Raw genomic sequence first — 24,695 nt, forward strand, 5'->3', positions numbered from 1 at the left:
GTCGTTTGACACAGCGGCTGCCGCTGATAGCACTGATCGGTGCAGCGCTGATGGGCGCAGCTGGAGCGGCGGGGGCCGCTCCAGCTGCCGAACCCAATACGCAGGTGCCGGCGGGGAGCCGGCACTACGCGGCCAGTGGCTTTCCTGACCGCATCGTCGCTTCACCAGCACAGGACGCCAGCAGCGGCTTTGCGGTGGCGTGGCGTACCGCGCCGCTGGCCCAGCCGGCGCTGCTGGAAATCACCGTGGCTGGCGACTCGCCGGACATGGGCCAGGTGCGGCAGCTCACTGCGAGCAGTCAACTGCTGCAGACCGAGAACGGCAACAGCGAGCACCATCGTGCACTGGTCGATGGTCTGCAGGCTGACACGCTGTATGCCTACCGGGTGCAGGGGCAGGGCAGCTGGAGTGCATGGCAGCACTTCCGTACTGCCGCTGCCGCTGGCCAACCGCTCACCGTGCTGTACTTCGGCGATACCCAGAACAAGAACCTCAGCCATGTCAGCCGAGTGATACGACAGGGTTGGCAGACCGCGCCGGATGCGCGGCTGACGCTGTTTGCGGGTGATCTGGTCAGTGGCGGTGATGGCGAGGACGACAACGAATGGGGCGAGTGGTTCGCCGCCGGTGGCTGGCTGCTGCCGGGTACGGCGGTAGCACCGGCAGCAGGTAACCACGAATATTTCGAAGAGTTCGAGGACACGCCGCAGGAACGGCGCGTGCTTGGCAAGCATTGGCCGCTGACCTTCGCGCTGCCGGGCAATGGTGCATCGGCTACGGCCAGTACCACTTACTGGTTCGACTATCAGGGCCTGCGTGTGGTGGTACTGGATGGCACTTCGGCGCTGGATCTGGGTACCGCCAAGGCGCAGGCGAACTGGTTGGAGGGTGTGCTGGAAAGCAGTCGCCAGCCCTGGAACATCGTGGTGGTGCATCAGCCGCTGTATCCCTTGCGCGCCGAGCGTGACAGCTCGGTGCTGGCCAGTGAGATCCGTCCGGTACTGCAGCGGCACAAGGTCGACCTGGTGCTGCAGGGCCACGATCACACCTACGGCCGCCGTGCCGATGCAGGTGCAGCGTTGCCGCAGTACATCTCGTCCGTTGCCGGTCCCAAGCAATACCGCTTGTCACCGGAAGCAAGGGCGACGATGAAGCCGACCGCCGAGGACACGCAATTGTTCCAAGTGTTGCGGCTGGACGACAAGGGGCTGCGTTACGAGGCGCGTACTGCAACCGGTCGTCTGTATGATGCCTTCCAGATCAGCCGCGGTGCAGATGGCGGCAAGCGGTTCAGTGAGGTCACCGAGGGGCGCATTCCGCAGCGTGATTGCCCGCGCGCAATGTCGCCCAAGGGCCGCGACGACCGTTGCTGGGAGTGAGCAGATGAAGACGATGCTGGCAGCTCTGTACGGCGTAGCGCTGGCGATGGCTTCGCCGCTGTTGGTAGCGGGTGAACTGTTGCATCCGTTCGCGCTGCCGCAGCCAGGCGATGCACCCGAGGAAGCGCTGCTGGTGGTGGAAATTCCCGCTGGCGGCGCAATCAAGTACGAGCTCGGTGAGCATGGCGAGCTGCGGGTGGATCGCTTCCTGTCGATGCCGGTGGCCTATCCGGCCAACTACGGTTCGATGCCGCAGACCTTGGCCGGTGATGGTGACCCGCTGGATGCGCTGGTACTGACCCGCTTTCCGATCCAACCCGGTGCGGTAGTGCGCTTCCGTCCGCTGGGTGTGTTGCGCATGCTCGACAAAGGCGAAGCTGACCAGAAGATCATCGGTGTACCGGTGGATGCCGTCGATCCAACCTATGCGAAGGTGCGCGCGTTGGAGGATCTGCCAGCGGTGGAGATCCAGCGCATCGAAGCGTTCTTCCACGTCTACAAGCAGCTGCCGGCTGGCGCCGACATCCAGCTCAACGGCTGGGGCGATGCTGCCGAAGCCCGGCAGGTGATACGCCGGGCACTGGCTGGGTACCAGCAGATCAAGTCAGCGCGTTGAGTATCGAACCGGTTTCACGGCTTCGCCGATGGCTTGCTCCTATAATGAATGCGGATTCGTCCCGATGGGTCATCGCTTATGTGTCGGCAAGGCTGATGCGGTGATGGCAACAGGTAGCAATGACGGCTCAGTCAGGGGTGCTGGCTGGGCGATCACGGCGGGCTGCCGTTGGCGGCAGGTGCCCAATCAAGGAGGGTGGTCATGCGCATTATGGGTAAGACGTGGAACAAGTTGGCTGTAGCGGCCATGTTGCTTGCAGTAGCAGCGAGTGCGGGGGCCGCGCCGCCGTTGGAGGAGGAGATCGTCAACCCCAGCGAAGTGCTGTTCGAAGGCGGCAAGGCCTACGCTGATGCTGGCGGCGGGCAGATGGAGCAGCTGCATAGCCGCAAGCAGGGCGGCGAGACGATCTATTACCGGCTGGTCCGCTACGACAACGAGAACGGTTACGTCGACAACGACGGTGCGCAGGTGCTGGCGCAGACCTTCGGTACCGAATCGAGCATCGGCCAAACGCCGTACCGCTATTATGGCGAAGGACGGCTTTCGCGCCCGGACTTCTACAACAGCCCCTACAACCGTGATGCCCGCCAGCGCTATTCCGGGCCGGGTTACTTCGGCAGCTGCAGTCGCTATGACGGCTGCAAGGAAGTGCACATCGTGCCGCTGTGGCCGTATTACCGCGGTTACTGATACTTCAAATGCTTGATGCAAACAGTAACGGCGGCCTGGATGGCCGCCGTTACTGTTTGCCGCATGGCACCGCGCTCAGGCGCTGAGCGCTTCCACCACACGCAGCTTCGGGTGCCCCTTCGAGCGCTGCTGATACTCCTGCTCGATATCGGCCAGACGTTTGGCGTTGGGGCATTGCAGCATCATGTAGTTGGCGTCGAAGTTGAGCTTGGCGACCAGGAAGTCGATGAACGCGCGGACCTTGGGGGAGACCAATCGGCCGCCGGCAAACACCGCATTGAAGTCGTAGTCCGGGCCGGTCCAGCCGGGCAGAATCTGCCGCACCATGCCGGATTCGACAAAGGGCTTGGCCATCACATCGCTGCTGAGCATCAAGCCTTCGCCGGCCACCAGGGCTGCGTTCAGCGCTGAAGGGTCATTCGCTACAAGTAACGGGTTGACTGGAAACTCACGCATCTCGCCGCCATTTTCTGCCAACGTCCAAGTAAAGCGTTGGGTTTGCCCGTGATGGGTCTTACGGATCGCCAAGGTGCGGTGGAACTGCAGCTCGTCGGGGTGCTGGGGCTCGCCGTGCACGGCGATATAAGCCGGGCTGGCAAACACCTGGGTGCGCAGGCTGCCCAGCTTGCGCGCGATCAGGTTGGAGTCGGGCAGCGCGCCGACGCGCAGGGCCAGGTCCACTTCGCCGGAGATCAGGTCCAGGGTTTCATTGCCCAGGTGCATGTCGACCCGGATCTCCGGGTATTCACTCTGGAACTGGCCCAGCAGCGGTGCAATCCAGCAGGTGCCGATGGAGTACGGCACGGTGAAACGCAGCCAACCGCGCGGGCCGGACTGCAACTGGCTGACCGCGCTCTCGGCCTGGTCCAGTTCGCGGGCGATACGCTGACAGTGCTCGTAGTAGACCGTGCCAGCCTCGGTCAGGCCCAGGCGGCGCGTGGTCCGATGCAGCAGGCGCGCGCCCAGGCGGGTCTCCAACTCCTGCACCTTGCGGCTGACCGTGGTCTTGGGTTGACCGAGCAGGCGCGCAGCGGCAGTGAAACTGCCCTGTTCGACCACTTTGACGAAGATCAGGGTGTCGTTGAGATCGTTGGCCATGGGTAGGACTCTTGCGGCAGCGGAATTGTGCCGGCGACGGGATGATTATTCCCTTCAATCCGTACTAATCAAGTCTGGATTAGAGGCCTATCTTGTATGCCTGTACCCAATCCGGACATGCCGTCATGCGCATGCGCTCCCCCATGGCACTGCCTGCGCCACGCCGCGAACCCAGTTACCGCAATGCTTTGCCTTCAAGGTTGGCCTGCAATCAATTGAATCCATTGCAGTTTGAGGCCTTGCTTGGCGACTTGGAGGTGGCTGCCCCTCGAGGCGCCAAGCGTCAGGGGGCTGCGATGTTGCGACGCGCCCTGGGGTTATTTGTCCCATTGGTGGTCCAAAAATTTCCGCGGACGGGACAGTGATTCCGCTGCTGCCGCCGCTGTTCCGCTCGTCCAGGGCTCAGCTGCGCAAATTGTCGCGTGACCGGCTGCTGCCACGGCGATGTCGAGCTCCATTTTGTTTTTCCGTAATTCCCTGATCACCTCCCCCTTGGAGCACGAAATGAAAGGTATCTCCCCATCCCCCACGCTGCGCCGCGTTGCCTTGGCAGGCATGTCGGCGCTGAGTCTGGCCGTCCTGGTCGCCTGCAGCGGAGGCCATGCTGAAAATGCCGCGCCGCCGGCACCCGAAGTAAGTGTTGCGCCGGTGCTGGTCAAGCAGGTTGCGCAGTGGGACGAGTTCAGCGGCCGCGTCGAGGCCGTGCAGAGTGTTGAGCTGCGTCCGCGCGTGTCCGGCTACATCGACAAGGTCAATTACGTCGAAGGCGAAGAGGTGAAGAAGGGTGATGTGCTGTTCACCATTGACGCGCGCAGCTACCAGGCCGAGTTCAACCGTGCGCAGGCTGAATTGAACCGTGCACGCACCCAGGCCGGCTTGGCGCGCAGCGAATCCGAGCGTGCGCGTCGCTTGGCTGAGCAGCAGGCCATCGCTGCGGAAACCGCCGAGCAACGCCGCGCCAGCGCCGATCAGGCCGGTGCGCAGGTGCAGGCCGCGCAGGCGGCCTTGGATGCGGCGCGGCTCAACCTGGAGTTCACCAAGGTGCGTGCGCCGATTGATGGCCGCGCCGGGCGCGCGATGGTCACCGCCGGCAATCTGGTCACCGCAGGTGATGCTGCGAGTGTGCTGACCACCCTGGTATCGCTTGATACGGTGCATGTGTACTTTGACGCCGACGAGTCCACCTACCTGCGCTATGCGCAGATGGCACGCAACGGTGAGCGTCCGAGCGAGCGCGATCAGGCCTTGCCGGTTAGGGTTGGCCTGAGCGGTGAGCAAGGCTATCCGCACGAAGGCAAGGTGGATTTCCTCGACAACCAGATCACCCGCAGCACCGGCACCATCCGCGTGCGTGCGCTGCTGGACAACGCCAGCCGTCAGTTCACTCCGGGCCTGTTCGCTCGCGTGCAACTGTTGGGCAGTGGCCAGTTCCAGGCAGTACTTGTCGACGACAAGGCGGTGCTCACGGATCAGGACCGCAAGTACGTGTTCGTGCTGGACAAGGACAACAAAGCGCAGCGTCGTGATGTGCAGCTGGGCCGCAATGCTGAGGGCCTGCGCATCGTCGAACAGGGTCTGGCCGCTGGCGACAAGGTGATCGTCGACGGTGTGCAGAAGGTGTTCATGCCGGGCATGCCGGTGCAGGCCAAGCCGGTTGCGATGCAGCGTGTTGCTGCAACAGCAACCCAGGCCGTGAGCAGCATCAACTAAGCCGCTACTACCTTTGCCGGCGTGGCTGCCGGCCGTGCGTGTCTGCTCCTGTTGGGAGCGGGCAGGGCGGCTGCAGCCTGACGCCAGCTTTTCCAAGGACTTCCCATGGATTTTTCCAGATTTTTCATCGACAGGCCGATCTTCGCGGCGGTGCTGTCGATCGTGATCTTCGCCGCTGGCCTGGTCAGCATTCCGTTCCTGCCCATTGGTGAGTACCCGGAAGTGGTGCCGCCGTCGGTGGTGGTGCGTACCGTGTACCCGGGCGCCAATCCCAAGGTGATCGCCGAGACCGTGGCCACGCCGCTGGAAGAAGCCATCAATGGCGTCGAGGGCATGATGTACCTCAAGTCGGTGGCCGGTTCCGACGGCGTGCTGCAGATGACCGTTACTTTCCGTCCGGGTACCGATCCTGACGAAGCAGCGGTGAAGGTGCAGAACCGTGTTGCGCAGGCACAGGCGCGTTTGCCTGAGGACGTGCGGCGGCAGGGCGTGACCACCCAGAAACAGTCGCCTACCTTCCTGATGGTCGTGCACCTCACCTCGCCCAAGGGCAACTACGACACCTTGTACCTGCGTAACTACGCCCGCCTGCACGTCAAGGACGGGCTGGCGCGTATTCCAGGCGTTGGTGATGCGCAGATCTTCGGCGGCGGCGATTACGCCATGCGTGCCTGGCTGGATCCGGACAAGGTTGCCTCGCGCGGCTTGACCGCCAGTGACGTGGTGCGCGCCATGCGCGAGCAGAACGTGCAGGTGTCGGCCGGTCAGCTTGGTGCCGAGCCGATGCCGAACAGCCAGTTCCTGACCCTGATCAATGCGCAGGGCCGCCTGCGCAGCGAACAGGAGTTCGGTGACATTGTGCTCAAGAGCGGCACTGACGGCGAGGTGGTGCGGCTGTCGGACGTGGCGCGTATCGAACTGGGTGCGGGCGACTACACCTTGCGCTCGCAGCTGGATGGAAAGAACGCGGTAGGCATCGGTATCTTCCAGGCACCGGGAGCCAATGCGCTGGAGATCCGTGATGCGGTCATAGGTCGCATGGACGAGCTGCAGAAGACCTTCCCCGCCGACGTGAAGTACGAGGCTGTGTATGACACCACCATCTTCGTGCGTGACTCGATCAAGGCGGTGGTGACCACGCTGTTGGAAGCCATCGCGCTGGTGGTGCTGGTGGTGATCCTGTTCCTGCAGACCTGGCGTGCCTCGATCATTCCGCTGATCGCCGTACCAGTGTCGATTGTGGGTACCTTCGCTGCGCTGTACATGCTTGGCTTCTCGATCAATACGCTGAGCCTGTTTGGTCTGGTGCTGGCGATCGGCATCGTGGTCGATGACGCGATCGTGGTGGTGGAGAACGTCGAGCGCAATATCGAAGAAGGCCTTTCGCCAACGGCTGCTGCGCATCAGGCAATGAAGGAAGTGTCCGGCCCCATCGTCGCGATTGCGCTGGTGCTGTGCGCGGTGTTCGTGCCGATGGCGTTCCTGTCCGGCGTTACCGGCCAGTTCTACAAGCAGTTTGCGGTGACGATTGCCATCTCCACGGTGATCTCGGCTATCAACTCGCTGACCCTGTCGCCGGCCTTGGCCGCGCGTCTGCTCAAGCCGCATGGCGCGGCCAAGGATGCGCCCAGCCGTTTGATCGACAAGCTGTTCGGTTGGGTGTTCCGTCCGTTCAACCGTTTCTTCAAGACCAGCTCGGAGAAGTATGAGCGCGGCGTGTCGCGCATCCTCGGCCGTCGTGGCGCGGTGTTCGTGGTCTATGCGGTACTGCTGCTTGGTACCGGGGTGATCTTCAAGCTGGTGCCGCCGGGTTTCATCCCAACCCAGGACAAGCTGTACCTGATCGCCGGTGTGAAGCTGCCAGAAGGCTCGTCGATTGCACGCACCGACGAAATGCTGCGCAAGGTGGCCAGGATTGCCCAGGAAACCGATGGCGTCGCCCATACCATCTCGTTCCCCGGCTTGAATGCACTGCAGTTCACCAATACCCCGAACACAGGCGTGGCCTTCATCCCGCTCAAGCCGTTCAACGAGCGCAAGGGGCGTACCGCCGCGCAGATCAATGCCGAGATCAACCAGAAGATCGCCGGGCTGCAGGAAGGTTTCGCGTTCGCGATGATGCCGCCGCCGATCCTTGGTTTGGGTAACGGCAATGGCTACCAGATGTTCATCGAGGACCGTGGCAATCTAGGCTATGGCGCCTTGCAGAACGCAGTGCAGAGCATGCAGGGCGCGGTCGCACAGACGCCGGGTATGGCCTATCCGATCACCAGCTACCAGGCCAACGTGCCGCAGTTGGATGCGGAGGTCGACCGCGTGAAAGCCAAGGCACAAGGTGTGCAGCTGACCGAGTTGTTTGACACGCTGCAGACCTACCTGGGTTCGGCCTATGTCAACGACTTCAACCAGTTCGGTCGTACCTGGCAGGTGATCGCGCAAGCTGACGGACAGTTCCGTGACAGTGTGGAGGACATCGGCAAGCTGCGTACCCGTAATGACCGCGGCGAGATGGTGCCGATCGGTTCGATGGTGACCGTCAAGGAAACCTATGGCCCGGATCCGGTGCTGCGCTTCAACGGTTACCCGGCAGCTGATCTGGCCGGTGAAGCCGATCCGCGCATGCTGTCCTCGGCCGAGGCGATGAACAAGCTGACCGAGATTGCAGGACAGGTGTTGCCGGCCGGCATGGTCACCGAATGGACCGACCTGAGCTACCAGCAGGCGACCCAGGGCAAGGCGGCCTTCATCGTGTTCCCGGTTGCGATCCTGCTGGCCTTCCTGGTGCTGGCCGCGTTGTACGAGAGCTGGTCGCTGCCGCTGGCGGTGATCCTGATCGTACCGATGACCTTGCTGTCGGCATTGTTCGGGGTATGGCTCACTGGTGGTGATAACAACGTCTTCGTGCAGGTAGGCTTGGTGGTGCTGATGGGCTTGGCGTGTAAGAACGCGATTCTGATCGTCGAGTTCGCCCGCGAGTTGGAGATGGGCGGTAAGGGCATCGTCGAGGCGGCATTGGAAGCCTGCCGTCTGCGTCTGCGCCCGATCGTGATGACCTCGATCGCCTTCATCGCCGGCACGGTGCCGCTGGTGCTTTCGCATGGCGCCGGTGCCGAGGTGCGCTCGGTGACGGGTATCACCGTATTCGCTGGCATGTTGGGTGTGACCTTGTTTGGCCTGTTCCTGACCCCGGTGTTCTATGTGGCGCTGCGCAAGTTCGTGTCACGTAACGGCGGTGGCAAGCTGGTACAGCATGGTGAGCCGACCATCCACCATTGATGGCAGGTGTAACTCCGTTGCGGGAGGCTGCAGATGTGTTGCCTCCCGCAGGTCCTTGCCACCCTCACTGGCAAGGATGGTTTGAAATGTTATCGGGCTTGTATCAATTCATTCCCCCAAGGAAAAGCAGATGAATACCCAGAACACCAAAGTTGCCCTCGTCACTGGTGCCACCCGCGGCATCGGCCTTGAGACCGTACGCCAGCTCGCCGCCGCAGGCGTGCACACGCTGTTGGCCGGGCGCATCTACGACACCGCCGCCGCAAAGGCGCAGGAGCTGCAGGCAGAAGGCCTGCCGGTGGAAGCGATCCAGCTCGACGTCAACGATACCGACAGCATTGCGGTAGCGGTTGAGCGGGTGACGCAACAGCACGGCAAGCTCGACATCCTGGTCAACAATGCCGGCGTGTTGGTCGATGACCTGCAGGCCGGTGCCAGCGGTCAGTCGCTGGAAACCTGGCGCAGCACCTTCAACACCAATCTGTTCGCCGTGGTTGAAGTGACCGTGGCCTTCCTGCCCTTGCTGCGTGCTGCGCCGGCCGGGCGCATCGTCAATGTGTCCAGCATTCTGGGTTCGGTGACCCTGCATGCCCAACCTGGTTCTTCTATTTACGGATTCCTGGTGCCGGCGTACAACGCATCCAAGAGTGCACTGAACGCTTGGACGGTGCAGTTGGCGCACGAATTGCGCGAAGGCCCGATCAAGGTCAACGCGGTGCACCCGGGCTACGTTAAAACCGACATGAATGGCGGCGAAGGCGAAATTGATGTCGCCGAGGGCGCGCGTTCCAGCGTTGGCATGGCCTTGGTTGGCGATGACGGCCCGACCGGCAGCTTCAGCTACCTCGGTGAGGTGCTGCCGTGGTGATGCGCCTGTTGGTGACCGCAATGGCCAGTGCCTTGCTGGCCGGCTGCGTGAGCGTTGGCCCTGACTACAAGGCAGCACCGGTTGAGCCGGTGAGCCTGCAGGGGGCGGCAGATGCCGCGTTCTCCAACGCCCCGCCGGTAGCCAACTGGTGGGCGCAGTTTGATGATCCGGTCCTGGGCCAGTTGGTGCACGATGCGCTGGGCGACAATCTGGACCTGCAGATCGCCATGGCCCGGGTGCGCGCCGCACGGGCGGTGTTCACCGAGCAGCGTTTGGATCAGCTACCGCATATCACTGCAGGGGGCAGCCAGGACAGGCGCATGCAGCCGGATGCGTCGATGGGCGGTGAGCGTGCTTTCAGCGAAACCTACCAGCTCGGCTTCGATGCGGGCTGGGAACTGGATCTGTTCGGCAGGCAACGCCGTGCGGCAGAAGCTGCACGCGCCGACCTCGGAGCAGAGCGCGACAATCTGGCCGACGCGCAGGTGATGGTGGCGGCCGAAGTGGCACGCAACTACTTCGAGCTGCGCGGATCACAGAAACGGATCGCCGTTGCCCGTGACACGCTGCTCAATCTGCGTGAAACCCAGCGGCTGACCGAAACCCGGTTGGAACTTGGCGCAGGCAGTGAGCTGGACGTGCAGAGCAGTCGCGCCCGCTTGAAGGCGATCGAGGCGGATATCCCGTTGCTGGAAGTTGCCGAGGTGCAGTCGCGGCATCGTCTAGCCGTGCTGCTTGGGCAGCGTCCCGGTTCGCTGGACACACTGCTGCAGCCACGTGAAGTGCCTGCATTCGCCAAGGCCTTGCCGCTGGGCGATACCAGCGACCTGCTGCGGCAGCGTGCTGACGTACGTATGGCTGAGCGCCGACTGGCGGCGGCTACCGCACGCGTAGGCGTGGCAACTGCCGATCTGTTTCCGCGCATCAGCCTGAGTGGTTTCGTCGGTTTCCTTGGCGGCGATGCTTCGGGTCTGGTGAACGGCAACAACAAGGCCTGGTCGTTGACTCCATCGATCAGCTGGGCGGCATTTGACTTCGGCACAGTGCGGGCGCGCCTGCGTGCCAGCAAGGCGCAGGCCGATGGTGCGGCAGCCGAGTACGAGAAGGCGGTGTTGCTGGCATTGGAAGACACCGAGAACGCGCTGACCCGATATGCCAAGCAGCAGGCGCGGTTGGGCATCGTGGCTGAGCAGGCACAGGCCGCGCGCAAGGCGGAATCGCTTGCGCAACTGCGTTATCGCGAGGGCTCGGAAGACTTCCTGGCCTTGCTGGATGCACAACGCAATCAGCTGGCTGCCGACGATGCATTGGCGGCAGCGGAAGCGTCGGTGAATGTCAGTGTCGTTGCTGTCTACAAGGCGCTGGGTGGCTGGGGTGGACAGCCTGGTCCTGCGTTGGCGGTTACCAGCGTGCGTTGAGAGAGCGGGGGCTTTTGGATACGCAAACAGAAACAGGCGGCCAATGGCCGCCTGTTTCGTTACGCATCACAGAAAATCAGGCAGCGTCAGCTTGCGCCCGGCGCGGGCCTTCAACCAGCGCGCGGCCAACCATGTCCACCAGCACGTCGAGTTCTTCCTCATCCATGCCGAAGTGCGGGGTGAAGCGCAGCGAATTCTCGCCGCCGTGGATCACGTTGACGCCGTGCATGCGCAGCCACTCTTCGGTGGAGCCGGCGCCATAGCATTTGAACTGCGGGGCCAGCTCGCAGGAGAACAGCAGGCCGGTGCCCTGCACCTTGGTGATTAGGCCGCCGAGCTTGGTCTTGAGCGCTTCCAGCTTCTGCACGGCTTGTTCACCGCGCAGGCGGATGTTCTGGCGAACTTCCGGCGACAGGCGGGCGAGGGTGGCAACAGCCACATCCAGCGCGCGCGGGTTGGTGGTCATGGTGTTGCCGTACACGCCCTTGCGGTAGAGCTTGGCGGCATGCTCGGTGACGGCCAGCACCGACAGCGGGAACTGCGCGCCGTTCAAGGCCTTGGAATAGGTTTCCATGTCCGGCGGGTCCAGCGTCTCGTAGCCCGGGTAGTCGACGAAGGACAGGGTCCCGTGCGCGCGCAGTGCGGCCTGGATGGAGTCGATCAGCAGCAGGCTGCCGTGCTCGCGGGTGAGCTCGCGTACCAGCTTGTAGAAGCTGGCCGGTACCGCGCGGCCGGGGTCGCCTTCGCCCATTACCGGTTCCAGGAATACTGCCTCGATGAACCAGTTGTTGGCCTTGGCATCGGCAAACACCTTGCGCATCGCCGCTTCGTCATAAGGCGCAACGGTGATGACGCTGTTCTCGCCGCGGTAGCTGGCCAGGTGCTGGTCATAGGCCTTGCGGCTGGAATCGGAGTACAGCGCGGGGCGGTCGGTGCGGCCGTGGAAGCTGCCCTTGATCACCACCCGCTTGATGGTGGCGCCGGCATGCGGTGCGCCCGGGTCGGTCTGCAGCTTGGCGTTGATATCGGCGATGCGTGCGGCCAGGCCGACGGCTTCGGAGCCGGAGTTCAAACACATGAAGTGGGTAAACGGACAGCCACCGCGGCTGTGGCCGATCTCTTTCTGCATGGCCTGCACGAAGCGACGCTGGGCCAGGCTCGGGGTCATGATGTTGGCCATCACCTGCGGTTTGGCTGCAGCGGCCATCACGTCGGCCGGGGTGTGGCCGAAGCCGAGCATGCCGTAGCCGCCGGCGTCGTACAGCACGGCGCCCTTGAGCGAGACCACCCACGGGCCGCAGGCGGCCAGTGCGATGTAGGGGACCACGGCGTCGTCGGCGTAGAAGTTGACGAAGCCAGCCTGCATGGCGGCGATCTGGTCGTGCTCGTCCAGATCCAGCAGATCGGCAGCTTCGTCCTTGATGCGGCTGTATTCGCTGGCGGCAGCGGCGATGGCGCCGGCCAGGTCCGGGTGAGCGACGGCCAGGCGTTCAACGCTGGCGTCGTCCAGGCCTTGGGTCAGGCGTTGGCCGGCGTGCGCGCGAAGCGGGGCGAGGGGGCCGAGTACGGTCATGCTCATCTCCAGAAGTTTCTTGTATATACCCATTATCTGGAGATTCTGGACATATGGCAGCTATGATCTCGACGGATTTTCGGTTAATTTCGTCGAATCGACGAAGCTGGTTTGCAATGTGAATATTTCTCCTGCCGACGAACGCCTGTTGTCCGTGTTGCGCGAGGACGCGCGCGCCTCCACCGCGCAGATTGCCCGCCGGCTTGGCCTGTCACGGACCACGGTGCAGAGCCGCATCGATCGGCTTGAGCAGTTGGGGGTGATTGCCGGCTATACGGTGCGTACCCATGAGGACTACGAGCAAGGCCAGGTGCGTGCGCACGTGCTGATCACCGTGCTACCGAAGAAGATGCCGGCCGTGGTCAAGGCGCTGCGTGACATCACCGAGGTGCGCTCGCTGCATTCGGTCAGCGGCAACCACGACCTGATTGCGATGGTGGTGGTGGGTGGGGTCAGCGAGATGGATGTGGTGACTGATGCGATCGGTGCGGTGGATGGGGTGGAACGGACCAATAGCGCGATCATTCTTTCTACCAAGTTTGAGCGGTGAGGTAGAGGGACGCGCTGCTTTGGCGCAGTTTTGGTTCTGCTTTGGGTTTGCTTTGGTCTTGCTTTGCCCTTGCTCTACAGCCGTCATTCCCGCGAAGGCGGGAATCGCTCTTGCTTTGGCTGTTCGCTGTTGATTTGGCCTGGCCAGTGCGAATTCAGGAGCAAGCCAGTGCCAGAGCCAGAGCGATTCCCGCCTTCGCGGGAATGACGGCATAAAGCGAAGCCAAGCCCAAAGCCAAAGCCACAGCCACAGCCACAGCCACAGCCACAGCCACAGCCACAGCCACAGCCTAAAAACCAGCTCTTCCGCCCCTGGGAGCTACAATAGTCAGCTCCCCGCACGAAGTTCCGGCCTTGAAGAAGTCCGATTTCACCTATGACCTGCCTGAGGAATTGATCGCCCAGGCCCCCTTGGCCGAGCGTTCGGCCAGCCGCCTGCTGCTGGTTCCGCCGGCACCGGCGCCGTTCGACGACCGCCAAGTGCGTGATCTGGCCGAGTTGCTGCAGCCCGGCGACCTGCTGGTGTTCAACGACACCCGCGTCATCCCTGCACGCCTGTTCGGGCAGAAAGCCAGTGGCGGTCGTGTCGAGATCCTGATCGAGCGTCTGCTCGGTGGCCAGCAGGCGCGTGCGCAGATCGGTGCCAGCAAGTCGCCCAAACCCGGTAGCCGTATTCAGCTTGATGCCGGCGGTGAAGCAGAGGTGCTAGGTCGCGATGGCGAGTTCTATGTGCTGCGCTTCGATATTCCAGAGTCGCTGGAATCCTGGCTGGTGCACGAAGGGCGCCTGCCGTTGCCGCCTTACATCCATCGTGAGCCGGGTGTGGACGACCGCGAGCGCTACCAGACGGTGTTCGCCAAGCAGGTGGGTGCCGTGGCTGCGCCCACCGCCGGCCTGCACTTCGATGAAGCACTGCTGGCGCAGCTGCGCGAGCGTGGCGTGCAGTTTGGCCACATCACCTTGCACGTCGGTGCGGGCACGTTCCAGCCAGTGCGGGTGGATGATCTGTCCCAGCACGTGATGCACCGCGAATGGCTCAATGTCGGTGCCGAGCTGGTCGAGCAGGTGCGGCGCACCCGCGCTGCCGGTGGTCGCGTGATCGGCGTAGGCACCACTGTGGTGCGGGCGCTGGAGAGTGCGATGCGCGAGGGCGACCTGCATCCCTACGCTGGCGAAACCCAGATCTTCATCACCCCGGGTTACCGCATCCGCAGCGTCGATGCGATGGTCACCAACTTCCATCTGCCGGAAAGCACCTTGCTGATGATGATCAGCGCATTTGCTGGCAAGGAGCGTGTTTTCGAGGCCTATGCGCACGCTATTGCGCAGAAGTACCGCTTCTTCAGCTACGGCGATGCGATGCTGCTGTTCCCGGCCGGCGAGGGTGCGGCTGTTTGACGCAGTGCACGGGCGGATCAAATGAGATAAGTTCTCATTTGATCCGTGTCCGGCCATCGTGGCCGGGACCGACGACCACTTCCGGAGTAATCCATGCGTCATCCGAAGCGTGCCGCCGGCCATCTGGCTGCCCTGTGCTCCCTCGTCCTGCTTGGCGCCTGCGCCAAAACTGGTGACACCCCCGCCTCTGCTGCTGCGCCGCAGAAAGCCACCGCTGCTGGTGAGGTCAACCTCTACACCACGCGCGAACCCGCCCTGGTGCAGCCGCTGCTGGACGCCTTCACCGCGGACACCGGCATCAAGGTCAATACGGTGCTGCTCAAGGACGGTTTGACCGAGCGACTGGCTGCCGAAGGCGAGCGTTCGCCGGCCGACGTGCTGATGACCGTGGATACCGGCCGTCTGCTCGACGTTGTCGAAGCCGGCCACACCCAGGCGGTGAAGTCGCCGGTGCTGGAAGCTGCCATCCCGGCGCATTTGCGCTCGCCGGAAGGGCAGTGGTTTGCGCTGTCGCTACGCGATCGCGTTGTCTACGCCGACAAGGACCTGGACCTGACCGGCTTCACCTATGAAGATCTGGCTGACCCGAAGTGGAAGGGGCGGGTATGCATCCGTTCCGGCCAGCATCCCTATAACACCAGCCTGTTCGCAGCGATGATCGCGCATGACGGCGCGGAGAAAACCGAAGCCTGGCTGCGCGGGGTCAAGGCCAACCTGGCACGCAAGGCTGCCGGTGGTGATCGCGATGTTGCACGCGACATCCTTGCCGGTATCTGTGATATCGGTGTTGCCAATGCGTACTACGTCGGTCGCATGAAAAATGCCGAAGAAGGCTCCGAGCAGCGCAGCTGGGGCGATGCCATCCAGGTGGTGCGACCGGTATTCGCCAGTGCCGCTGATACCGGCACCCACGTCAACATCTCCGGCGCTGCTGTCGCCCGCCATGCCCCCAACCACGACAATGCGGTGAAGCTGCTGGAATACCTGGTCAGCGACAGTTCGCAAAGCCTGTACGCGCGTGCCAATTACGAATATCCGGTGAAGCTGGGGGTGGCGTTGGATCCGGTGGTTGCCAGCTTCGGGCCGATGAAGGTGGATCCGCTGCCGTTGGCCGAGGTGGTCGCCAACCGCAAGCTGGCCAGTGAGCTGGTGGACAAGGTCGGCTTCGATAACTGAACCTTGTGGTTCCCGACGGGCTGGTGCCGTGCATGCGGTGCCGGCCTGTTGTTTTAATGGATAGTGCTTGATGACGTGGCGATGGAATCCATGGCTGCTGGGCGCGGCATCGGTGGCGGTGCTGGTGTTGGCGCCGGTACTGGGCTTGGCGTGGGCGGCGAGCGATGGCAGCGCCGGGCTGTGGACGCATCTATGGGCCAATGTGTTGCCGACTGCGCTGCTCAATACCGGCCTGTTGTTGCTGGGCGTTGGCGTACTGGTCGGCGTGCTTGGTACGGGAAGTGCGTGGCTGGTTACGGCGTTCGCGTTCCCGGGACGCAAGCTGTTGAGCTGGGCATTGTTGCTGCCCTTGGCCGTGCCCACGTACATCGCGGCCTTCGCCTATCTGGATGTGCTGCATCCGCTTGGCCCGGTGCAGGGGCTGATCCGTGACCTGCTGGGCTATGACAGCCCGCGCCAGTTCCGTCTGCCGGATATCCGCCATCTTGGCGGCTGCATCGTGTTGCTGGGCTTCGTGCTTTATCCCTATGTGTACCTGACCACCCGTGCCTTGTTCATGACCCAGGCTGCGGGCTTGCTGGAAGCGGCACGCAGTCTGGGCGAGACCCCTTTGCAGGTGTTCTGGCGGGTGGCGCTGCCATTGGCGCGGCCGGCAATTGCAGTAGGCGTGGCGCTGGCCTTGCTGGAAACCCTCAACGACATCGGTGCCTCCGAGTTCCTCGGCGTGCAGACGCTTACCGTGTCGATCTACACCACCTGGGTAAGCCGCGGCGATCTGGCTGGCGCTGCCCAGATCGCGCTGGCGATGCTCGGTGTGGTGGCCTTGTTGCTGACGCTGGAGCGTTATGGTCGGCGCCGGCAGCGCTATGCCAGCGTGCTGCGGCCGCGCCCGTTGCAGCCGCTGCAGCTGCGCGGCGCGCGTGCCTTGCTCGCGTTGCTGCTGGGGCTGCTGCCGGTGCTGTTGGGCTTTGTGGTGCCGGCGGCCTATCTGCTCTGGGAGGCGGTTGAGCGCTTGCAGGTTGCTGGTTTCTCGCCGCAGTTGCTGGTGGCGCTGTGGAACACCTTGCGGGTTGCCTTGCTGGCAACGATTGTGGCGATGGCGTTGGGGCTGTTGGTTGCGTGGGTATTGCGGTTGGCGCAGGCGCGGCGACGTCATGGTTTGGCCATGGCCAGTAGTCGCACTGCTACGCTGGGCTATGCAATCCCGGGCACGGTGCTTGCGATCGGCTTGTTGCTGCCGCTGGGCGGATTGGATGCCATGGCCAGTCGATTGCTGGTGTTGCTTGGCGGTCAGCCGCAGATGCTGTTGATGGGTTCGGTGACCGTGTTGGTGCTGGCCTATACGCTGCGCTTTCTTGCGGTGTCGGTCGGCGGGATTGAATCGGGGCTGGCGCGCATTCCGCTGTCGCTGGATCAGGCCGCTGCGAACCTGGGCGAAGGTGCGGCGGGTATGTTGCGACGCGTGCATCTGCCGCTGTTGCGCCCGGCCTTGGCCGCTGCGGCATTGCTGGTGTTCGTCGACACGATGAAGGAGCTGCCCGCCACTTTGGTGCTGCGGCCTATGAATTTCGAAACGCTTGCTACCTGGTTGTATGCCGAGGCCGCACGCGGGACGTACGAAGAAGGCGCGGTAGCCGCCTTGTTGATTGTCGTCAGTGGCTTGCTGCCGGTGATCCTGCTGGCGCGCGCAGGCGCGGCGTATGGAGTTGAAGATGCACGTTGACGCACAGCTGGTACTGGACGGCTTACATATTGGCTATCCCGTTGCGGGCGGTTTCAAGCCCGTGGTTGAGGGCTTGTCGTTGCAGCTCGGCCGCGGCGAGATCGGCTGCCTGCTGGGCGCTTCCGGCTGCGGCAAGACCACGGTGCTGCGTAGCATTGCCGGCTTTGAGCCGCTGCAGCAGGGCAGCATCGTGCTGGCCGGGCGACAGCTGGCTTCGGCGCAGCAGGCGCTGCCGGCCGAGCAGCGTCGGGTTGGGATGATGTTCCAGGATTACGCCTTGTTTCCGCATCTGGATGTGACAGCGAACATTGGCTTCGGTCTGCGTGGACTGTCGCGCGCACAGCGCAAGGCTCGGGTGCAGGCCTTGTTGCAGTATGTGGGCTTGCCAGGTCTGGAGCAGCGCTACCCGCATGAACTGTCTGGCGGCCAGCAGCAGCGCGTGGCCTTGGCGCGCGCGCTGGCGCCAGCGCCGGACCTGTTGCTGCTCGACGAGCCGTTCTCGAATCTGGATGTGGACACCCGCCAGCGCCTTGCCGGCGAACTGCGCGATCTGCTCAAGGCGGCCGGCACCACGGTGCTGATGGTGACCCATGACCAGAGTGAAGCCTTTGCCATGGCCGACCGCATCGGCGTCATGCATGAGGGCCGTTTGCTGCAATGGAGCAGCGCCCAAGCGCTGTATCAGGCGCCGCAGGATCCGTTCGTCGCCGGCTTCATCGGTCGTGGCGTGCTGATCCAGGCCGCACAGCTCGGCATTGGCGGTGGCGCGCGGGTGCTGGTGCGCCCACACAGCCTGCTGCCGGACCCCTCTGCGCCATTGCGTGCGCGGGTTGAAGCCGTGGTGTTCCGCGGGCCGGGCAGCAGTGGCTGGGTGCGCCTGGCCGGTGGCGAGCGGCTGGAGCTGGACTTCGGCTCCGGCCAACTGCCCGAGATCGGCGCTGAGATCGGCCTCACCTGGCACGATCCAGCGCCGGTTCGCTTCCCCGACTGACTGTTTCGGGCCCAAAGTTCGCCCTGCAGGTCCATATCCGCGACAATTGGCGCAACTGACGCCTCAATGCTTCCATGTCCAGATTGCAGTTCAAGCTCCAGAACACCGATGGCCGCGCCCGCCGTGGTCAGCTGTCCTTCCCGCGCGGCACCGTGCAGACCCCGGCCTTCATGCCGGTTGGCACCTATGGCTCGGTCAAGGGCGTGCTGCCAGAGCAGGTGCGTGCGCTCGGTGCCGAGATCATCCTCGGCAACACCTTCCATCTGTACCTGCGCCCAGGCCTGGATGTCATCGCCGACCACGGCGGTCTGCATGGCTTCTGCCAGTGGAATGGTCCGATTCTGACCGATTCGGGTGGTTTTCAGGTGTTTTCGCTGGCGCATCGCCGCAAGATCACCGAAGAAGGCGTAACCTTCGCTTCGCCGACCGACGGTGCCCGGGTCTTCCTGGGCCCGGAAGAGAGCATGAAGATCCAGAAGGTGCTGGATTCGGACATCGTCATGATCTTCGACGAATGCACCCCATACCCGGCCACCGAACCGGTGGCGCGCAAGTCGATGGAGCTCAGCCTGCGCTGGGCCCAGCGCAGCCGCAACGCACATGACGCGATGGGTAACGATGCAGCGCTGTTCGGCATCGTCCAGGGCGGGGTACATACCGACCTGCGCAGTCGCTCGGCTGAAGGCCTGCAGCAGATCGGTTTTGATGGCTATGCCATCGGCGGCCTGGCCGTGGGCGAGCCCGAGCATGAGCGCAATGCCATGCTCGACCACATGCATCCGATCCTGCCCGCCGACCGTCCGCGCTACCTGATGGGTGTGGGCCGGCCGGAGGACCTGGTCGAAGGCGTGGCCCGCGGCGTGGACATGTTCGACTGCGTCATGCCGACCCGCAATGCCCGCAATGGCCACTATTTCACCTCGTTCGGCACCGTTCGCATCCGCAATGCCAAGTACGAGCGGGACATGAACCCGATCGAGCCAGGCTGCGGTTGCCACGCCTGTACCGGCGGCTATACCCGCTCCTACCTGCGTCACCTGGACCGCTGCAACGAGATGCTGGCGCCGATGCTGGGCACCCTGCACAACCTGTTCTATTACGAAAAGCTGATGGCCGACATGCGTGCGGCCATCGAGGCGGGAACCTTCCTGACCTTCCGCGAGTCCTTCTATGCAGCCCGGGGCCTGAGCGTCCCGGCGTTGTCGGGGGAGTAGCGGTCTTCACACGGTCCGGGACGTGCTCCCGGACGCGTGGCATACTTCACGGCTGACCCCGTTTCGCGGTAACTGCTGCAGGCCATCCGGCCTGCATGGGTGCCGCCCAACATCAAGGATTACAAAATGACTCTCATGGCTATCCTGCTCCCCGTCGCCCAGGCCGCTCCGGCCGCACCGGGCATGGGCACCTTCCTGCTGCCCATCGCGCTGATCGCAGTGATGTACTTCCTGATGATCCGCCCGCAGATGAAGCGTCAGAAAGAACACAAGGCAATGCTGGAGAAGATCGCCAAGGGTGACGAAGTGCTGACCTCCGGCGGTATCGCTGGCGTGGTCACCGACATCGGCGACAACTTCATCACCGTGGAAGTGGCCGACAACGTCCGCATCCGCGTGCAGAAGGGCTCGGTCGGCAACGTCCTGCCCAAGGGCACGCTGAAGTCCGCTGCCTGAGACTGATCCCTTTCCGTCACGTCGTGACGCCGCACCGGCGTCACGCAGGATCCTGCAATGCTTGAATTTCCGCGCTGGAAGTACTTCCTGATTCTGATCGTTCTGGCGGTCAGCGCGTTGTACGCGCTGCCCAATATCTACCAGAAGGATCCGTCCGTTCAGATCACCGCCAATCGTGGTGGGCAAATTGACGATGCGCTGCAAGAGCGCGTCAGCAAGGCGCTGAGCGAGGCGGGTGTTACCGCCAAGTCGGTGGAGAAGGAGGGCGAGAACAATCTGATCGTCCGTCTGACTTCGCTGGATGCCCAGTCGCGCGCCAATGAGGTGCTGCGTGAAACGGCCGGCGAAAACTACACCGTCGCCCTGAACCTGGCTTCGACCGTACCTGATTGGCTGGCCAATCTCGGCGGCAAGCCGATGGTGCTGGGTCTGGATCTGGTCGGCGGCGTGCACTTTGCTTTGCAGGTGGACCAGAAGGCCGCGGTGGACAAGCGCTTCGAAGCCTTCACCGAAGACGTGCGCACCACCCTGCGTGACAACCGCGTGTCCTACCGTTCGGTTGAGCGTCGCGGCGAAAGCGATATCGCCATCGCCCTGACCAACGCGGCCGATGCCGACAAGGCACGCGCGGCACTGGCCAAGGCACAGCCGACTTTCAGCTACTCGGTAAGCGGCGATCGCATCACCGCCACCGTGCCGCAGGCGGAAATGCTGCAGATCGCCTCCGGCGCCATCGAGCAGAACCTGACCACCCTGCGTAACCGTGTCAACGAACTTGGCGTGGCCGAGCCGATCATCCAGCGTCAGGGCGAAGACCGCATCGTGGTCGAGCTGCCGGGCGTGCAGGACACCGCCGAGGCCAAGCGCATGATCGGTGCGACTGCGACCCTGGAATACCGCGCCGTGGTGGATGGCAATGCGCAGGATGCCGTGGATACCGGCCGCATCCCGCCGGAAGCCAAGCTCTACCGCGACCGCCGTGGCATGCCGGTGCTGTTGAACAAGCGCACCATCGTCACCGGCGACCAGATGGTCAAGGCCGCAACCTCCACTGACCAGAATGGCCTGCCGTCGGTCAGCGTGACGCTGAACAGCGTCGGTGGTCAGCGCATGTTTGATTTCACCAGCGCCAATGTCGGCAAGCCGATGGCCGTGGTCTACACCGAGCGGATTCCGCAGGTGACCATGGTCAACGGTGTGGAGCAGCGTAGCTTCCGGGTCAAGGAAGAAGTGATCTCCATCGCCAACATCAATGGCGTGTTCGGCAAGGAATTCCAGACCACCGGTCTGGAGAAGACCGAAGCCGACGGTCTGGCCAAGCTGCTGCGTGCAGGTTCGCTGGCTGCGCCGATGGACTTCGTCGAGGAATACGTGATCGGCCCGAGCCTGGGTAAGGAGAACGTGGACCGCGGCGTCAAGGCAGTGGTGTTCTCGTTCATCTTCACCCTGGTGTTCTTCGCCATCTACTACCGCATGTTCGGCGTGATCACCTCGGTGGCGCTGCTGTTCAACCTGCTGATCGTGGTGGCGGTGATGTCGATGTTCGGCGCGACCATGACCTTGCCTGGCTTCGCCGGCCTGGCCTTGTCGGTTGGCTTGTCGGTCGACGCCAACGTGCTGATCAACGAACGTATCCGTGAAGAGTTGCGACTGGGCATGCCGGCCAAGAAGGCTATCGCGGAGGGCTACGAGCGCGCCTCGGGCACCATCCTCGACGCCAACCTGACGGGCCTGATCGTCGGTGTGGCGCTGTACGCGTTCGGTACCGGCCCGCTGAAGGGTTTCGCGCTGACCATGATCATCGGTATTTTCGCCTCGATGTTCACTGCGATCACCGTTTCGCGTGCTCTGGCGACGCTGATCTACGCCAAGCGCAAGAAGCTGAACTCCGTGGCCATCTGACGCGAACCTCTTCGCAGAAGCCCACATCTGACCGGTGCGGGCTTTTCAAGGAACTCCTTGCATGAAACTGTTTCCACTTCACATCGTTCCGAACGACACCAACATCGACTTCATGAGTCACCGCAAGCCGGTGCTCGCGGTCATGGTGGTGTTGCTGCTGGCCTCGTTCGCCATCATCGGCTTCAAGGGCTTCAACTACGCCCTGGAGTTCACCGGTGGTACGGTTGTGCGTACCCACTTTGAAAAGAGCATCAACGCCGACACGGTGCGTGAGCGTCTGGAGAAGGCTGGCTTCGACAATGCCCAGGTGCAGAGCGTCGGCGGCGGCAATGACTTGATGATCCGCCTGCCGCCAGATGGCGAGCACAACAATGCTGCCGATGCCGCACAGAAGGTTGCTGAGAGTGTCCGCGTCGCTGTGACCGCGCCGGACAATGTCGCTACCGTGCAGCCGGGCGAGTTCGTTGGTCCACAGGTCGGCAAGGACCTGGCAATGAACGGCATCTACGCCACGCTGTTCATGGTCATCGGCTTCCTGATCTACATCGCCGCGCGCTTCGAGTGGAAATTCGCCATCGTCGCCAGTGTCACCGCGTTCTTCGACCTGATCCTGACCATCGCCTACATGTCGCTGGTTGGTCGCGAGTTCGACCTGACCGTGTTGGCCGGTATGTTGTCGGTGATGGGCTTTGCCATCAACGACATCATCGTGGTGTTCGACCGTGTGCGCGAAAACTTCCGCAGCCTGCGCGTGGAGCCGCTGGAAGTGCTGAACCGCTCGATCAACCAGACGCTGTCGCGTACGGTGATCACTGCGGTGCTGTTCTTCCTGTCTGCACTTGCGCTGTACATGTTCGGTGGCGAGTCGATGGAAGGCCTGGCCGAGACCCACATGGTCGGCGCCGTGATCGTGGTCATCTCCTCGATCATCGTGGCCGTGCCGCTGCTGAGCATCGGTCCGTTCAAGGTCACCAAGCAGGATCTGCTGCCCAAGGCCAAGGACGAGGAAGAGCTGGCCCGTCGTCCCTGACGGATCTGCACCGCCTCGCTGAAAAGCCGCGCCCTGCGCGGCTTTTCTTTTGCCCGCAACTCGAGCGGGGGCAGGGCGGTCCATGCGGGGGCGTCGGTTGTTTTCGATGCGGCAGCGCACTACGATCCTCCCGGTTCAGCGCGCAAACTGCTTGTGCTGCTGTCTTCTGTTTAGCCAACCGAGGTTTTCATGGTCATCAAACCGCGTGTGCGCGGCTTCATCTGCGTCACCACCCATCCGACTGGTTGCGATGCGGCGGTCAAGGAACAGATCGATTACATCAAGGCTCAGCCCAAGCTGGCCAATGGCCCGAAGAAGGTGCTGGTGCTCGGTGCGTCGACCGGTTACGGTCTTGCCGCCCGTATCAAGGCTGCGTTTGGCAGCGATGCTGCCACCCTGGGCGTGTTCTTCGAGCGGCCGGGCAGCGAGACCAAGCCGGGTACGGCGGGTTGGTACAACTCCGCTGCGTTCGAGAAGTACGCACACCAGGCCGGTCTGTATGCGCGCAGCGTCAATGGCGATGCGTTCTCCGACGAGGTGAAGCAGAAAGTCATCGAGATCATCAAGGCCGATCTGGGCCAGGTCGATCAGGTGGTCTACAGCCTCGCCGCGCCGCGTCGCAAGCATCCCAAAACCGGCGAGATCATCAGCTCCACGCTCAAGCCGATCGGCGCGCCGATCACCTTGCGCGGCCTGGATACCGACAAGGAAGTGCTGACCGAAACTACGCTGCAGCCGGCAACGGCTGAGGAAATCGCCGGCACCGTGCAGGTCATGGGTGGCGAAGACTGGCAGATGTGGATCGACGCCCTGCTTGAAGCCGGTGTACTGGCCCCGGGCGCCACCACCACCGCGTTCACCTATGTGGGCGAAGAGATCACCCAGGCCATTTACTGGAACGGTTCGATCGGCGCCGCCAAGAAAGACCTGGACAACAAGGTGCTGGCCATCCGCGACAAGCTGCAGAGCCTCGGTGGCGATGCGCGCGTGTCGGTGCTGAAGGCGGTTGTGACCCAGGCCAGCTCGGCGATCCCGACCATGCCGCTGTATCTGTCGCTGCTGTTCAAGGTGATGAAAGAGCAGGGCACGCACGAAGGCTGCATCGAGCAGCTCGATACCCTGTACGACATTCTGTACAACGGCCCGCAGGGCGGCGCCAACGCGGCCGACCACATCCGCCAGCAGCTGCAGGACGCGCAGGGCCGCGAGATCGCACTGGTCGACGGTGAAGGCCGTCTGCGTGCGGACTACAAGGAAATGGCGCCGGAAGTGCAAAGCAAGGTGCTGGAGCTGTGGCCGCAGGTGACCAATGAGAACCTGTACGAGATCAGCGACCTGGCCGGTTACAAGGCTGACTTCCTGCGCCTGTTCGGGTTCGGCATCGATGGCGTGGATTACGAAGCCGATGTGAATCCGGATGTGGCTATTCCGGGGATTGTTGAGGTCTGAGTTTTTTGGTTTGTAGTTGTGAGAAGGCCGCGCTTTGCGCGGCCTTCTTTTTTATTTGAAGCTAAGAGCTTGCCCTCACCCCAACCCCTCTCCCGCAGGCGGGAGAGGGGCTAGCAATCCGCGAGCGCGAGCAATGTCTGCAATCGCAGATTTAAAGCCCCTCTCCCGCCTGCGGGAGA

General features: G+C 63.1%; 19 protein-coding genes. 17 read left to right on the forward strand and 2 right to left on the reverse strand.

Annotation, left to right across the window (positions count from 1 at the left end):
- The first annotated feature begins 50 nt into the window (after positions 1 to 50).
- From ACVOLL_RS14545 to ACVOLL_RS14555, 3 genes are all read left to right on the forward strand, one after another.
- On the forward strand, positions 51 to 1,379 hold the full coding sequence (locus ACVOLL_RS14545) for a purple acid phosphatase family protein (protein ID WP_481513583.1): 1,329 nt from the start codon (positions 51 to 53) through the stop codon (positions 1,377 to 1,379).
- 4 nt (positions 1,380 to 1,383) lie between these two features.
- Positions 1,384 to 1,995, forward strand: a complete 612-nt coding sequence (locus ACVOLL_RS14550; protein WP_481513543.1) for an inorganic diphosphatase — start codon at positions 1,384 to 1,386, stop codon at positions 1,993 to 1,995.
- Between the two features lie 210 nt (positions 1,996 to 2,205).
- A complete protein-coding gene (locus ACVOLL_RS14555) occupies positions 2,206 to 2,685 on the forward strand; it encodes a hypothetical protein (protein WP_481513584.1) in 480 nt (159 codons plus the stop codon).
- Between the two features lie 75 nt (positions 2,686 to 2,760).
- On the opposite strand, the gene ACVOLL_RS14560 is transcribed toward ACVOLL_RS14555, so the two are convergent.
- On the reverse strand, positions 2,761 to 3,783 hold the full coding sequence (locus ACVOLL_RS14560) for a LysR family transcriptional regulator (RefSeq protein ID WP_481513544.1): 1,023 nt from the start codon (positions 3,781 to 3,783) through the stop codon (positions 2,761 to 2,763).
- A 513-nt stretch (positions 3,784 to 4,296) separates the two neighbouring features.
- On the opposite strand from ACVOLL_RS14560, the gene ACVOLL_RS14565 reads away from it, so the two are divergent.
- The 4 genes from ACVOLL_RS14565 (at position 4,297) to ACVOLL_RS14580 (ending at position 11,055) form a co-directional block, all read left to right on the forward strand.
- Positions 4,297 to 5,493 (forward strand): efflux RND transporter periplasmic adaptor subunit, encoded by a 1,197-nt coding sequence (locus tag ACVOLL_RS14565; RefSeq protein WP_481513585.1) that lies wholly within the window; start codon positions 4,297 to 4,299, stop codon positions 5,491 to 5,493.
- A gap of 105 nt (positions 5,494 to 5,598) precedes the next feature.
- Positions 5,599 to 8,769: an efflux RND transporter permease subunit gene (locus ACVOLL_RS14570; RefSeq protein ID WP_481513545.1), complete on the forward strand. Its 3,171-nt coding sequence runs from the start codon at positions 5,599 to 5,601 to the stop codon at positions 8,767 to 8,769.
- Between the two features lie 130 nt (positions 8,770 to 8,899).
- On the forward strand, positions 8,900 to 9,637 hold the full coding sequence (locus ACVOLL_RS14575; RefSeq protein ID WP_481513546.1) for an SDR family oxidoreductase: 738 nt from the start codon (positions 8,900 to 8,902) through the stop codon (positions 9,635 to 9,637).
- Entirely contained in the window at positions 9,637 to 11,055 is a 1,419-nt protein-coding gene (locus tag ACVOLL_RS14580; protein WP_481513586.1) for an efflux transporter outer membrane subunit, read from the forward strand. Before ACVOLL_RS14575 ends, ACVOLL_RS14580 begins: the two co-directional genes overlap by 1 nt.
- A 76-nt stretch (positions 11,056 to 11,131) precedes the next feature.
- On the opposite strand, the gene ACVOLL_RS14585 is transcribed toward ACVOLL_RS14580, so the two are convergent.
- Entirely contained in the window at positions 11,132 to 12,628 is a 1,497-nt protein-coding gene (locus ACVOLL_RS14585; protein WP_481513547.1) for an aminotransferase class III-fold pyridoxal phosphate-dependent enzyme, read from the reverse strand.
- Between the two features lie 118 nt (positions 12,629 to 12,746).
- Here ACVOLL_RS14585 and ACVOLL_RS14590 point away from each other — a divergent pair, with 118 nt between their 5' ends.
- The 10 genes from ACVOLL_RS14590 (at position 12,747) to fabV (ending at position 24,516) form a co-directional block, all read left to right on the forward strand.
- Positions 12,747 to 13,178, forward strand: a complete 432-nt coding sequence (locus tag ACVOLL_RS14590; protein WP_282271858.1) for an Lrp/AsnC family transcriptional regulator — start codon at positions 12,747 to 12,749, stop codon at positions 13,176 to 13,178.
- 323 nt (positions 13,179 to 13,501) lie between these two features.
- Positions 13,502 to 14,575: a tRNA preQ1(34) S-adenosylmethionine ribosyltransferase-isomerase QueA gene (gene queA / locus ACVOLL_RS14595; protein ID WP_481513587.1), complete on the forward strand. Its 1,074-nt coding sequence runs from the start codon at positions 13,502 to 13,504 to the stop codon at positions 14,573 to 14,575.
- Positions 14,576 to 14,668: 93 nt separating this feature from the next.
- Positions 14,669 to 15,751: a Fe(3+) ABC transporter substrate-binding protein gene (locus tag ACVOLL_RS14600; RefSeq protein ID WP_481513548.1), complete on the forward strand. Its 1,083-nt coding sequence runs from the start codon at positions 14,669 to 14,671 to the stop codon at positions 15,749 to 15,751.
- Between the two features lie 70 nt (positions 15,752 to 15,821).
- Positions 15,822 to 17,474 (forward strand): ABC transporter permease, encoded by a 1,653-nt coding sequence (locus ACVOLL_RS14605; protein ID WP_481513549.1) that lies wholly within the window; start codon positions 15,822 to 15,824, stop codon positions 17,472 to 17,474.
- Complete coding sequence (locus ACVOLL_RS14610; RefSeq protein ID WP_481513550.1) at positions 17,464 to 18,465, forward strand: ABC transporter ATP-binding protein; 1,002 nt, start codon at positions 17,464 to 17,466, stop codon at positions 18,463 to 18,465. The genes ACVOLL_RS14605 and ACVOLL_RS14610 overlap by 11 nt, the downstream gene beginning before the upstream one ends.
- A gap of 74 nt (positions 18,466 to 18,539) precedes the next feature.
- Positions 18,540 to 19,679 (forward strand): tRNA guanosine(34) transglycosylase Tgt, encoded by a 1,140-nt coding sequence (tgt, locus tag ACVOLL_RS14615; protein WP_481513551.1) that lies wholly within the window; start codon positions 18,540 to 18,542, stop codon positions 19,677 to 19,679.
- A 126-nt stretch (positions 19,680 to 19,805) separates the two neighbouring features.
- The gene (gene yajC, locus ACVOLL_RS14620; RefSeq protein WP_481513552.1) at positions 19,806 to 20,135 is read left to right on the forward strand and encodes a preprotein translocase subunit YajC; all 330 of its coding nucleotides are present in this window, start codon (positions 19,806 to 19,808) and stop codon (positions 20,133 to 20,135) included.
- Positions 20,136 to 20,192: 57 nt separating this feature from the next.
- Positions 20,193 to 22,037 carry a protein translocase subunit SecD gene (gene secD / locus ACVOLL_RS14625; protein WP_481513553.1) on the forward strand — a complete coding sequence of 615 codons (1,845 nt, stop codon included), beginning with the start codon at positions 20,193 to 20,195 and terminating at the stop codon, positions 22,035 to 22,037.
- Between the two features lie 61 nt (positions 22,038 to 22,098).
- A complete protein-coding gene (gene secF, locus ACVOLL_RS14630; RefSeq protein WP_481513554.1) occupies positions 22,099 to 23,067 on the forward strand; it encodes a protein translocase subunit SecF in 969 nt (322 codons plus the stop codon).
- A 189-nt stretch (positions 23,068 to 23,256) separates the two neighbouring features.
- The gene (gene fabV, locus ACVOLL_RS14635) at positions 23,257 to 24,516 is read left to right on the forward strand and encodes an enoyl-ACP reductase FabV (protein ID WP_481513555.1); all 1,260 of its coding nucleotides are present in this window, start codon (positions 23,257 to 23,259) and stop codon (positions 24,514 to 24,516) included.
- Positions 24,517 to 24,695 lie beyond the last annotated feature (179 nt).

This window comes from Stenotrophomonas sp. STEN035 (genome assembly GCF_056759935.1).